Source organism: Rhizobacter sp. SG703, assembly GCF_012275445.1.
Taxonomy (GTDB): Bacteria; Pseudomonadota; Gammaproteobacteria; order Burkholderiales; family Burkholderiaceae_C; genus Rhizobacter.
On sequence record NZ_JAAZQK010000003.1, the window covers coordinates 218,927 to 230,689 of the forward strand.

14 protein-coding genes and 2 tRNA genes are annotated in these 11,763 nt (G+C 68.9%); 14 read left to right on the forward strand and 2 right to left on the reverse strand.

The features are described from left to right. Positions 1 to 35 precede the first annotated feature (35 nt). The 7 genes from FHT26_RS06720 to FHT26_RS06750 all read left to right on the forward strand — a co-directional run bounded on the left by FHT26_RS06720 (position 36) and on the right by FHT26_RS06750 (position 4,673). Positions 36 to 821 carry a glycosyltransferase family 2 protein gene (locus FHT26_RS06720; protein WP_168559386.1) on the forward strand — a complete coding sequence of 262 codons (786 nt, stop codon included), beginning with the start codon at positions 36 to 38 and terminating at the stop codon, positions 819 to 821. 14 nt (positions 822 to 835) lie between these two features. Further along, a complete protein-coding gene (tolB, locus tag FHT26_RS06725; protein WP_168559387.1) occupies positions 836 to 2,119 on the forward strand; it encodes a Tol-Pal system beta propeller repeat protein TolB in 1,284 nt (427 codons plus the stop codon). Between the two features lie 69 nt (positions 2,120 to 2,188). Continuing rightward, positions 2,189 to 2,722: a peptidoglycan-associated lipoprotein Pal gene (gene pal / locus FHT26_RS06730; protein ID WP_168559388.1), complete on the forward strand. Its 534-nt coding sequence runs from the start codon at positions 2,189 to 2,191 to the stop codon at positions 2,720 to 2,722. Positions 2,723 to 2,737: 15 nt separating this feature from the next. Further along, positions 2,738 to 3,556, forward strand: a complete 819-nt coding sequence (gene ybgF / locus FHT26_RS06735) for a tol-pal system protein YbgF (protein WP_168559389.1) — start codon at positions 2,738 to 2,740, stop codon at positions 3,554 to 3,556. A gap of 16 nt (positions 3,557 to 3,572) precedes the next feature. Continuing rightward, positions 3,573 to 4,400 carry a tRNA threonylcarbamoyladenosine dehydratase gene (locus tag FHT26_RS06740; protein ID WP_349238101.1) on the forward strand — a complete coding sequence of 276 codons (828 nt, stop codon included), beginning with the start codon at positions 3,573 to 3,575 and terminating at the stop codon, positions 4,398 to 4,400. 90 nt (positions 4,401 to 4,490) lie between these two features. After that, positions 4,491 to 4,566, forward strand: a tRNA-Lys gene (locus FHT26_RS06745). A 31-nt stretch (positions 4,567 to 4,597) separates the two neighbouring features. Then, positions 4,598 to 4,673 (forward strand) — tRNA-Lys (locus FHT26_RS06750). A 19-nt stretch (positions 4,674 to 4,692) separates the two neighbouring features. Here the strand turns inward: FHT26_RS06750 and FHT26_RS06755 are convergent. After that, positions 4,693 to 5,034 carry a hypothetical protein gene (locus FHT26_RS06755; RefSeq protein WP_168559390.1) on the reverse strand — a complete coding sequence of 114 codons (342 nt, stop codon included), beginning with the start codon at positions 5,032 to 5,034 and terminating at the stop codon, positions 4,693 to 4,695. A 205-nt stretch (positions 5,035 to 5,239) separates the two neighbouring features. Here FHT26_RS06755 and FHT26_RS06760 point away from each other — a divergent pair, with 205 nt between their 5' ends. After that, positions 5,240 to 7,855, forward strand: a complete 2,616-nt coding sequence (locus FHT26_RS06760; protein ID WP_168559391.1) for an excinuclease ABC subunit UvrA — start codon at positions 5,240 to 5,242, stop codon at positions 7,853 to 7,855. Between the two features lie 12 nt (positions 7,856 to 7,867). On the opposite strand, the gene FHT26_RS06765 is transcribed toward FHT26_RS06760, so the two are convergent. Then, positions 7,868 to 8,005 carry a hypothetical protein gene (locus FHT26_RS06765; RefSeq protein WP_168559392.1) on the reverse strand — a complete coding sequence of 46 codons (138 nt, stop codon included), beginning with the start codon at positions 8,003 to 8,005 and terminating at the stop codon, positions 7,868 to 7,870. 115 nt (positions 8,006 to 8,120) lie between these two features. Here FHT26_RS06765 and FHT26_RS06770 point away from each other — a divergent pair, with 115 nt between their 5' ends. The 6 genes from FHT26_RS06770 (at position 8,121) to FHT26_RS06795 (ending at position 11,747) form a co-directional block, all read left to right on the forward strand. Continuing rightward, entirely contained in the window at positions 8,121 to 9,167 is a 1,047-nt protein-coding gene (locus FHT26_RS06770) for a M14 family zinc carboxypeptidase (protein ID WP_210427277.1), read from the forward strand. A gap of 109 nt (positions 9,168 to 9,276) precedes the next feature. Further along, positions 9,277 to 9,486 carry a hypothetical protein gene (locus FHT26_RS06775; protein WP_168559393.1) on the forward strand — a complete coding sequence of 70 codons (210 nt, stop codon included), beginning with the start codon at positions 9,277 to 9,279 and terminating at the stop codon, positions 9,484 to 9,486. A gap of 56 nt (positions 9,487 to 9,542) precedes the next feature. Further along, positions 9,543 to 9,938: a hypothetical protein gene (locus tag FHT26_RS06780; RefSeq protein WP_168559394.1), complete on the forward strand. Its 396-nt coding sequence runs from the start codon at positions 9,543 to 9,545 to the stop codon at positions 9,936 to 9,938. A 218-nt stretch (positions 9,939 to 10,156) separates the two neighbouring features. Further along, on the forward strand, positions 10,157 to 10,798 hold the full coding sequence (locus tag FHT26_RS06785) for a hypothetical protein (RefSeq protein ID WP_168559395.1): 642 nt from the start codon (positions 10,157 to 10,159) through the stop codon (positions 10,796 to 10,798). An 89-nt stretch (positions 10,799 to 10,887) separates the two neighbouring features. Then, complete coding sequence (locus tag FHT26_RS06790; protein ID WP_168559396.1) at positions 10,888 to 11,379, forward strand: hypothetical protein; 492 nt, start codon at positions 10,888 to 10,890, stop codon at positions 11,377 to 11,379. Then, positions 11,376 to 11,747: an ArsC family reductase gene (locus FHT26_RS06795; protein WP_168559397.1), complete on the forward strand. Its 372-nt coding sequence runs from the start codon at positions 11,376 to 11,378 to the stop codon at positions 11,745 to 11,747. The genes FHT26_RS06790 and FHT26_RS06795 overlap by 4 nt, the downstream gene beginning before the upstream one ends. Positions 11,748 to 11,763 lie beyond the last annotated feature (16 nt).

Here is an 11,763-nt window from a genome sequence, read left to right on the forward strand (position 1 = left end):
CCGCGCACCTCCGCTGCACGCACCTTTCGCCCTCCATGTCCGCTCCGAACCTGTCGGTCATCGTCATCACGCACAACGAAGGCCACCAGATCGCGGACTGCCTGAAGAGCGTCGCGTTCGCCGACGAGTGGATCGTCGTCGACTCCGGCAGCACCGACGACACCCGCGAGCAGGCCGCCGCGCTCGGCGCCCGCGTGACCCGCAGCGACGACTGGCCCGGTTTCGGCCGGCAGAAGAACCGGGCGCTCGACCAGGCGCAAGGTCGCTGGGTGCTGAGCCTGGACGCCGACGAGCGGGTCAGCGAGCCGCTGGCGGCCGCGATCCGGGCGGCCGTGGCGCCCGGCGCCAGCGACGCCGGCAGCCCCGCCGGCTACCAGTTGTCACGCCTTTCTCGTTTCTGCGGACAGTGGATGCGCCATGGCGACTGGTACCCTGACCGGGTCACCCGGTTGTTCCTGCGCGGACGCGCCCGCTTCACCGACGACCTGGTGCACGAGCGGCTCGACGTGCAGGGCCCGGTCGGGCGCCTTCCCGGCGACCTGCTGCACGAGACCATGCCGACGCTGCACGACGCGCTGGACAAAATGAACCGCTACAGCAGCGGGCGTGCCGTCGACAAGGTGCGGGCCGGCCGCGCCGGCGGCCTGGGTACGGCGCTTGCCCATGGTGCCTGGGCGTTCTTCAGGGCCTACCTCCTGCGGCGGGGCTTCCTGGACGGGCGGCTGGGGTTCGTGCTGGCGGTCTACAACGCCGAAGGCACCTACTACCGATACCTGAAAATGGCGTTCGTGGACGCCACCGGAACCAAGACCACAATTTGAGATCAGGACACTGGATGCTGAACCGACGTCATTTCTCCGCTGCCTCCGGACTGGCCTTGTGCGCGCCGGCCTTCACCCCTGCGCTGGCGCAGTTCCGCGTGGAGATCGCCGGGGTCGGCGCCACGCAGGTGCCGATCGCGATCGCGAAGTTCCGCGACGAAGACAAGACCACGCAGGCGCTGTCGGCCATCATCCGCGCCGACCTGGAGCGCGCCGGCGTGTTCCGCGGCATCGACACCAGCGTCGCGATCGACGAGACCGCGCAGCCGGTGATGGGCGAATGGCGCACCCGCGGTGCCGACGCGCTGGTCGCCGGCTCGGTCACCCGGCTGGCCGACGGCCGCTTCGACGTGCGCTTCAAGCTCTGGGACATCGTCAAGGGCCAGGAGCTCGGCGGCCAGAGCAATGCGGTGCAGCCGGCCGACCTGCGGCTGGCCGCCCACCGCATCGCCGACTACGTCTACGAGAAGCTGACCGGCGACAAGGGTGTGTTCTCGACCCGCATTGCCTATGTCACCCGCACCGGCAGCCGCTACGCGCTGCGCATCGCCGACGCCGACGGCGAGGGCGGCCAGGTCGCGCTGAACAGCCCCGAGCCGATCATCTCGCCGGCCTGGGCGCCGAATGGCCAGGAACTGGCCTACGTGTCGTTCGAGAAGCAGAAGGCCATCGTCTACGTGCAGAGCGTCGCCACCGGCGAGCGCCGCGTGATCGCCAACTTCCGCGGCTCGAACAGCGCGCCGGCCTGGTCGCCCGATTCGCAGACGCTGGCCCTCACGCTGAGCCGCGACGGCATCTCGCAGCTCTACCTGATGCCGCGCAGCGGCGGCGAGCCGAAGCGCATCACGACCAGCCAGGCGATCGACACCGAACCGGTGTTCACGCCGGACGGCCGCACGCTGTACTTCGTCAGCGACCGCGGCGGTGGCCCGCAGGTGTATCGCACGCCGCTCGGCGGCGGCGCGGTCGAGCGCGTCACCTTCTCGGGCAGCTACAACATCAGCCCGTCGCTCAGCCCCGACGGCCGCAACCTCGCCTACATTTCCCGCCAGGGCAACGCCTTCCGGCTGTACCTGATGGACCTGACCAACCCGGGCGCGACGCCGCTGGCACTGAGCGACACCAGCGACGACGAGAGCCCGAGTTTCGCGCCGAACGGCCGGCTGATCATCTACGCATCGCGCGCGCAAGGGCGCGATGTGCTGATGACCACCACGCTGGACGGCAAGATCAAGGCGAAGCTGGTGTCGACAGCCGCCGATGTCCGTGAGCCCATGTGGGGCCCGTACGGCCGCTGAAAAAACGGCCGGCGCATTTTTCCCGACGACATTTTTTTTCGACGACAACACGACCAGGAGTTCAACATCATGAAATCAACACATCTCGCCCTTCTCGCTGCACTGACCTCGGCCCTGCTGGCCGGCTGCGCCTCCGGCGTCAAGCTCGACGACAAGCCGGCCCCGGTCGAAAACCGCTCGACCGGCGGCACCGCGTCGAACAGCGGCGCCAACAACGCCGGCACCTCGCAGTCGCAGGTCGCGAGCGTCGACCTGACGAAGAACGCGCCGGCGCCCGCCAGCAGCGTCATCTACTTCGACTACGACAGCTACGTCGTGAAGGACGAGTTCCGCCCGACGATCGAAGCGCAGGCCAAGAGCCTGTCGGCCAACAAGTCGAAGAAGGTCTCGGTCGAAGGCCATACCGACGAGCGCGGCGGCCGCGAATACAACCTGGCGCTCGGCCAGAAGCGTGCCGAGGCGGTCGTGAAGTCGCTGGAGCTGCTGGGCGTGTCGCAGTCGCAGGTCGAAGCCGTCAGCTTCGGCAAGGAGCGTCCGGCCGTGCAGGGCAGCGACGAAGCGGCCTGGGCGAAGAACCGCCGCGCCGAATTCAACGCCAAGTAAGCCGGAGGCCTGGCAATGCAATCGATTCTTCGCGGACGGCCGGGCGGCGCGTGGTGGGCGCCGTCGCTGTCGGCACTGGCCTTGGCCGCCTTCGCCCTGGTGACGGCGCCGGTCGCGCACGCCGGGCTGTTCGACGACGACGAGGCGCGCCGGGCCATCCTCGACCTGCGCGGCAAGCTCGAGGAGAACAACAAGCTGCAGGCGCAGCGCCAGGCCGAGATGAACGCGCAGCTGCTCGAAGAGATCGGCAAGCTCAAGCGCAGCCTGCTCGATCTCAACACGCAGATCGAGCTGATGCGCAGCGATGCGGCGAAGCTGGTCGGCCAGAACGAGCAGCTGACGCGCGACGTGTCCGACCTGCAACGCCGGCAGAAGGACATCGCACAGGGCGTGGACGACCGCATCCGCAAGCTCGAACCGCAGAAGGTCACGATGGACGACAAGGAGTTCCTCGTCGATCCCGAAGAGAAGAAGCAGTTCGACGATGCGATGGCGGTGATGCGCAAGGGCGACTTTCCCGGCGCGGCATCGGCCTTCGTCGCGTTCCGCCAGCGCTACCCGGCCAGCGGCTACAACGACGTGGCGCTGTTCTGGCTCGGCAACGCGCAGTACGGCAAGCGTGAATACCGCGAAGCCACCGCGTCGTTCCGTGAATTGCTGAAGGTTGCGCCGGCGAGCCCGCGCGCGCCCGAGGCGCTGCTGTCGATCGCCAACTGCCAGCTCGAACTGAAGGATACGAAGGGCGCGAAGCGCACGCTGGACGACCTGCTGAAGACCTACCCGAAGTCCGAGGCCGCCGAGGCGGCCAAGGAGCGGTTGGCGTCGATGAAGTGATGACAGGCGCGCTGCCGTGAATGCCGTCAACGAGCTGCCTTTGTCTGATCGGTCTTTGGCCGATCTGGACGCGCCCGACCTGGAACGCCGCTTCGGCGGCCTGCGCCGCCTGTACGGCGACGCCGGCTACCGGCGGTTGCGCGCACTGCGCGTCGCGGTCGTCGGGCTCGGCGGCGTCGGCTCCTGGACGGCCGAGGCCCTGGCACGCAGCGGGGTCGCCACGCTGGTGCTGATCGACATGGACCACGTGTCCGAGTCGAACATCAACCGCCAGGTGCAGGCCACCGGCACCACGCTCGGCCAATCCAAGGGCGAGGCCCTGCGCGAGCGCATCGCCGACATCCACCCCGGCTGCGAGGTGCTGCTGGTCGACGACTTCGTCGCTGCCGACAACTGGCCGGCGCTGCTGCCCGGCCCGGTCGATGCGGTGATCGATGCCTGCGACCAGGTACAGGCCAAGCTCGCGATGGCGCAGTGGGCGATCGCGACGCGTACGCCGCTGGTGATGGCCGGCGCCGCCGGCGGCAAGCGCCGCCCGCAGGCGGTCGAGGTCGACGACCTCGCGAACGTCACGCACGACCCCTTGCTCGCCTCGCTGCGGCAGCGCCTGCGCAAGCACCATGGCGCGCCGCGCAGCGGGGCGATCGGCGTGCGCTGCGTGTTCTCGCGCGAGGCCGTCGCGATGCCGGTCGTCGCCGGCGAGGCCTGCGATGTGGGGGCCACCGCGGGCGACGGCAGCCTGAATTGCCACGGCTACGGCTCGACCGTGGTCGTCACGGCAACATTCGGACTGGTGCTGGCGTCTGAAGCGCTCGAAATCGGGCTACAATCTGCGCTCCGCTGAGTTGAAGCGGTGCTCGCAAAGATGTTCAAACATCGCACGAGCATCATTCACGGATGACCCTGCAAGTGATGCTATAGTCATGGGCTTGCTGGGTTGTTAGCTCAGTCGGTAGAGCAGCGGACTTTTAATCCGTTGGTCGCAGGTTCAAGTCCTGCACAACCCACCAGGTTTTATTGATCGGGAGGTTTCCCGAGCAAGGGCTCCTAGCTCAGTTGGTAGAGCAGCGGACTCTTAATCCGTTGGTCGACAGTTCGAATCTGTCGGGGCCCACCAACACAGAAACCCCGGACAGTCAGCAGCAATGCGACTCTCCGGGGTTTTCCTTTTCTGTGCTTTCGTTTTGTGCAGGCCTTGCGCACCGGATGATGCGGTGCAGCCAGACTCCGCCTTCCTTGCGGCCCGGCATGATGGACATTCCCCACTGGCGTGCCGCGCTCAGGATGTCGACCGCCTCGACCATGTTCCGGGTGTCGATGATGCAGTAGAGCTGCCGGTCCCGTCCCTCCACGCCGAACGACAGCCTGACACCGTCCGGGCCTTGCCGTCGAATGCTTTCCATCAACTCGCGAACGAAGCTGGCGCCGTCGCCGGCCTCGTCGAAGTCGGCGTTGTCAGTGAAGAGGCGTGTCTGCATGGGGCCTGCGTCGTGAGCGGTCGTGCAATGCGCGAGATGGTGGCGGACCGCCGGGCCGATGAGAATCGGCAAACGCCTGAAGCGGGCGTAGGACGGTTTCCAGGCCGCGCTCACCGCCGCAGGCCGACACACCGTTGTGTCGGCGTCCTACGGGTGTCGCCGGCTCGCGGCGAGACCATCCGATCCACCCTTTCCAGGAGACTCGATGCAGCGTGATGGCCAGGTCCGCGTGCGGGGCGCGCGCGAACACAACCTGAAAGACGTCGACGTCGACCTGCCGCGCGATGCGCTGGTGGTGTTCTCCGGCGTCTCGGGATCCGGCAAGTCGTCGCTCGCATTCGGCACGCTGTATGCCGAGGCGCAGCGCCGCTACCTCGAGTCGGTGGCGCCGTATGCGCGGCGGCTGATCGACCAGGCCGGCGTGCCCGACGTCGACTCGATCGACGGCCTGCCGCCCGCGGTCGCGCTGCAGCAGCAGCGCGGCACGCCGAGCGCCCGTTCGTCGGTCGGCAGCGTGACGACGCTGTCGAGCCTGGTGCGCCTGCTGTATTCGCGTGCCGGCCACTACCCGCCGCAGCAGCCGATGCTGTATGCCGAAGACTTCTCGCCGAACACGCCGCAAGGCGCCTGCCCGCATTGCCATGGGCTCGGCCATCTCTTCGACGTGACCGAGCGCTCGATGGTGCCGGACCCGTCGTTGACGATCCGCGAGCGCGCGATCGCCGCCTGGCCGCCCGCCTGGCACGGCCAGAACCTGCGCGACATCCTGGTCACGCTGGGGCACGACGTGGACGTGCCATGGCGCGACCTGCCGCGCAAGACGCGCGACTGGATCCTCTACACCGACGAGCAGCCGACCGTGCCGGTCTATGCCGGCTTCACGCCCGCCGAGACGCGCACCGCGCTGCGCCGCAAGCTCGAACCGAGCTACCAGGGCACCTTCACCAGTGCGCGCAACTACGTGCTGCACACCTTCGCCACGACTCAGAGTGCGCTGATGAAGAAGCGTGTCGCGCGCTTCATGAGCGGCACCGTCTGTCCGGTCTGCCACGGCAAGCGGCTGAAGCCGCAGGCGTTGTCGGTGACCTTCGCCGGCGTCGACATCGGCACGATGGGCGACTGGCCGCTGAACCGCGTGGCGCAATGGCTGGCGCCAGCCGCCGAGGGACGCTTCGATGCACCCGCCGATGTCGCGACGCGCAGCCGCGATGCAGGCCGTCGCGACACGCGGCGGCGCGTCGCGGCCGGCGGCTCGGCGCATGCCGCGTCGCCCGACGTGCGGCGCACGCCGGAACTGTCGGAAGAAAAGCGCATCGCCGCGCAGCGCATCGCGCACGACCTGTGCGAGCGCATCGCCACGCTGCAGCAACTCGGGCTGGGCTATCTCTCGCTCGACCGTGCGACGCCCACGCTGTCGCCCGGCGAGTTGCAGCGCTTGCGGCTGGCGACGCAGATCCGCTCCAACCTGTTCGGTGTCGTCTACGTGCTCGACGAGCCGTCGGCCGGGCTGCACCCGGCGGACAGCGAAGCCTTGATGCGCGCGCTCGACCAGCTGAAGCAGGCCGGCAACACGCTGTTCGTCGTCGAGCACGACCTGGAGATGATGCGCCGTGCCGACTGGCTGATCGATGTCGGGCCGGAGGCCGGCGAGCGCGGTGGCGAGGTGCTGTACAGCGGGCCGCCTGGTGGGTTGCGCCAGGTGGCCGCGTCGCAGACCGCGCGCTACCTGTTCGCCGCATCCTCCGGCCATGCGAGCCGCACCGTGCGCTCGCCCAGCGGCTGGCTGGCGCTGCGCGGCATCAAGCGCAACAACCTGCATGGCGTCGATGCGGAGTTCCCGCTCGGCTGCTTCACCGCGGTGACCGGCGTCTCCGGCTCCGGCAAGTCCAGCCTCGTCAGCCAGGCGCTGGTCGAGCTGGTGGGCGCGCACCTCGGCCATGAGCCGGTGGTCGAAGAGGAGGCCGACCCATCGGTGCCGCAGGGCCCGCTGCGCCCGTCCGGTGGGCGCCTGCAGGTCGGCGCCGACACGCTGAAGCGCCTGGTCGTCGTCGACCAGCGTCCGATCGGCCGCACGCCGCGTTCCAACCTGGCCACCTACACCGGCCTGTTCGACAACGTGCGCAAGATGTTCGCCGCCAGCCCGGCCGCGAAGAAGAAGCGCTACGACGCCGGCCGCTTCTCGTTCAACGTGGCGAAGGGGCGCTGCGACACCTGCGAAGGCGAGGGCTTCGTCAGCGTCGAGCTGCTGTTCATGCCGAGCGTCTATGCGCCGTGCCCGACCTGCCACGGCGCGCGCTACAACCCGGACACGCTGAAGATCACCGTGCGCGACCGCCACATCGCCCAGGTGCTGGCGATGACGGTCGACGAGGCCTGCGCATTCTTTGCCGACGATGCGGCGGTGCTGAAGCCGCTGCAGCTGTTGCGCGACATCGGGCTCGGCTACCTGCGGCTCGGCCAGCCGGCGACCGAGCTGTCGGGCGGCGAGGCGCAGCGCATCAAGCTTGCGACCGAACTGCAGCGCGCACAGCGCGGCAACACGCTGTATGTGCTGGACGAGCCGACCACCGGCCTGCACCCCGCCGATGTCGACAGGCTGATGGCGCAACTGCAGGGCCTGGTCGATGCCGGCAACACCGTGGTGGTGGTCGAGCACGAGATGCGGGTCGTCGCGGCGAGCGACTGGGTCATCGACGTGGGGCCTGGCGCCGGCGAGGAGGGCGGCCGCATCGTCGCGACGGGCACGCCTTCGGAGGTCGCCGGCTCATCGACGGGCCCGACGGCGCGCTACCTGGCCCGCCACGTCGATGGCCGCGCTTGAAACGAGGCAGGCTCAGCCTTGGCGCCTCCAGCGCGCCCGGCACAGCGCGGCCAGTTCGATCGCGCCCCACAGCAGGCTGCTCGCGACCGCGACGCCGATCTGCCATGCGAGTCCCGGCCGCGCCGGGAGCCTGCGGATGATGCCGCTCATCGGCGTCTCCTGAATTGACGATGCGGCACCGTAGCAAGCGTTCATGACGGTTTGATGGCAGACCGCGCGTGCGCGGCGCGCTATCCTGCGCGCGCACCCCGACGCCTCCGCAGCCTTGCAAACCCCGGCCGAACTGATCGAACTGCAGCGCCTGATCGACGAGGGCGGCACGCACCTGAGCGCGCGCGTGCTGTGCGAGGTCGATGCAGGCGGTGGTGCCGGTGATGGCGCAGGTGCGCAGCGCCTGCCGGTGATCGCGGTCGCACTCGGCAACCCGGCGCCCGACATCCCGGCGGTTGGCTTCTTCGGCGGCGTGCACGGGCTGGAGCGCATCGGCTCGGCGGTCGTGATGGCGCACCTGCGCAGCCTGGTGATGCGGCTGCGCTGGGACGAGTCGCTGCACCGCCAGCTCGACGGCGTGCGCATGGTCTTCATGCCGGTCGTCAACCCCGGCGGCATCGCACGCGGCACGCGGGCCAACCCGCAGGGCGTCGACCTGATGCGCAATGCACCGGTGGATGCGCAGGACCGCGTGCCCTTCCTGCTCGGCGGCCAGCGCCTCAGCGCGTCGCTGCCGTGGTACCGCGGCCCGGCCGGCGCGCCGATGCAGCCCGAGAGCGCCGCGCTGTGCCGGGTGGTCGAGGAAGACCTGCTCGCGCGACCGTTCAGCCTGACGGTCGACTGCCACTCGGGCTTCGGGCTGCGCGACCGGCTGTGGTTTCCGTACGCGCACACCCGCGCGCCGATGGCCCACCTGCCCGAGATGGACGCGCTGCACGGCATCTTCCAGCAGTCGCATCCGAACAACCGCTATGTGTTCGAGCCGCAGAGCCGCCAGTACCTCGCGCATGGCGACCTGTGGGATCACCTCTACCAGCGCGCGTCGGCGCTGCCGCAGCGCCTGCTGCTGCCGCTGACGCTGGAGATGGGCTCGTGGCTGTGGGTCAAGAAGAACCCGCGCCAGCTGTTCTCGCGCCACGGCATCTTCAACCCGCTGATCGCGCACCGCCAGCAGCGCGTGCTGCGCCAGCACATGGCACTGCTCGATTTCCTCGCGCGTGCCGCGGCGAGCTGGCAGCGCTGGCTGCCATCGCCGGCATCGCGCGCGCGCCATGGGCAACTGGCGCTGCAGCGCTGGTACGGCGCCGGCGCATCGTCGTAGCGTCGGCGACAGGCGGGCGCGAGAGGAAATCAACCCCCTCGAATGCGCGATGTCGCAACAAAGTGTGCGTCCGTAAAGTGGATCCATCCGCCAACGACGGGGCCCCCGAATGGACACCAGCTACCTTCCTGCCTTCGACCAGGCGATGCAGTTCCTGTACGAGAAGCACGGCAATGCGATCAGCGAGGACCTGGTGCAGGCTTATTGCGTGCAGGGCCTGCTCAGCGAAACCGACGGCGTGCTGACACTGACCGACCGCGGCCGTGCGATGTTGCGCACAGCGCCTGTTGCTCGGCAGCTACGTCAGTTACAGCCCTGAAATATCGAGCTTTCTTCCTACACGCAAACCGACACCGCGCGAATACGCTGAAAACCATGTCGGACCTGCACCAAAGCCTTCGCCACATGGGACTGCCCCAGCTGCTGCTGGCGCTGATCTTCCTCTGCAGCTATGGCATGGCACTGGGCGGGATGCTCGGCGCCACCGGGCGCTGGCGGTCTGCCGGCGTTGCCGCCGGTTCGGCCGTCACTTTCGGCTTCTTCACCGACCCGTGGGAACACGCGGTGATGATGGTGGCGTTCGCGGTGATCGGCTTCGGGCTGTTCCTTGCGCTGGCCTGGTTGCTCGCACGGATGCCCGAATGGTTCCTGCGTGTCGAGCCTGCGGTGGTCAAGACACCGGCGTCGGCGCGCGAGTCGGCAGCTGAGCTCGACGTGCCCGCGCGCACGCCAGTCGCCGCGGCCCCGCGCCATCCGAGCCTGGGGCTCTGAAGCACAATCCCGTGCATCGGCGACTGCCTTGCGGCCGTGCCTAGGACAGATCGGGATTTCGTCCTACACCGCGGCCCAGGCCCCCGCCTTAGCATGACTTCGGGGTTGGGCCGCTGGTAATGCTCCTCCGAATTCGGCGGTCCCTTGGCGGTCAGTGCAGCGCACTGACCGCCTCTTCTCTTGCGGATTCACGTGCGGGTTCACTCAGGAGCAAAGCGATGACGATGGCAACGATCAGGCAAGCAACCGGGCTCTGCGCTTCGCTGGTGTTGCTCGCTGCGGCAGGATGCGCCTCGACCACCCGCCTCGATTCGCAATGGAGCGATCCGGCCGCGGCACCGACCTCGCTGCAGGGCGCGAAGCTGCTGGTGGTGTGCGATGCCGACGAGGCGCCGCTGCGCCAGATCTGCCAGGACCAGATGCGTGCCGAGGTCACCGCACGCGGTGCGACCGCGGTGGCCTTCGACGATGCCGACCGCAACATCGCCGGTACCGCCGCCAGCGCCTCCCGACCCACCGCCGACTACGTCGGCATCGCGCGCGACCGCGGCGCCACCGCGGTGCTGCGCACGCGCGCGATGACCTCGGTGTCGCGTCCCGACAGTGGCGTGAGCCTCGGCTTCGGGCTCGGCACCTTCGGCTCCGGCGTCGGGCTCGGTGTCGGCATGTCGACGCCGGTTGGCGGTGGTGGCAATGCGACCGTCGGCTATGCCGCCGAAACCAGCATCACCGACGTGCGCAGCGGCAAGCTGCTGTGGACCGGCCGCGCGACCACCGCGCCGTCAAAAGAGGTGAACAAGCAGATGGCCGAGCTGGCGACCGCATTGCTCGCGGGGGCGCAGAAGGCCGGCTGGTTCTAGTGAAAGGTTCCCGCCGAAGCGCCTTCGGCGCCTCCCCCCAGGGGGCACCGCCAGCGGCCCGGCAAAGCCGGTTCCACGGCGTCCGCTGGGTGGAAGCGCTTCATGCGATGTCGCTGTTGCTGCTCGCCGGCTGCGCCGGCTACGACCCCGGTGGCCTGATGCCCGGTGCGCCGCGCAGCGCGATCGTCGAGCGCATGGGCCCGCCCACCGGCGAACGCCCGCTGCCCGGCGGCGGCAAGCGGCTCGAATACGCGCGCGGCCCGTTCGGCAAGCACACCTACATGCTCGATGTCGATGCACAGGGCCGGCTCAGCGGCTGGCAGCAGGTGCTGACCGAGGCGCGCTTCAATGCGGTGATGATCGGCACGCCGGGCGAGCAGATCCTGTTCGAATTCGGCCGTCCGGCGCAGCAGCAGCGCATCGGCCGCCAGCACCTGACGGTGTGGTCGTACCGCTACGAGACGCCGTTCTGCCAGTGGTTCCAGGTCAGCGTCGGCGATGATGGCAAGGTGGTCGAGACCGGGTACGGCATCGACCCGATGTGCGACTACAACGACCACGACAACGACAACCGACCATGAGCGCTCCCGCGTCGATCTCCCTCTATGGCATCCCGAATTGCGACACCGTCAAGAAGGCCCGCCAGTGGCTGGCCGGGCAGGGCGCCGCGGTGCAGTTCCACGATTTCAAGAAAGACGGCGTGCCTGACGCGTTGATCGACGGCTGGCTGAAACAGGTCGACTGGGAGACGCTGCTCAATCGCAAGGGCACCAGCTGGCGCGGCCTCGACGACGCGACCAAGGCGGGCGTCACCGACGCCGCGTCGGCGCGCGCGGTGATGCAGGCCCAGCCGAGCACGATCAAGCGGCCGGTGGTGCGCTGGGCCGACGGCTCGGTGACGGTCGGATTTTCGGAGCAAGTGTTCGCGCAAGCGCTCAGGAACGGTTGATCCCCGGATTCCGCTG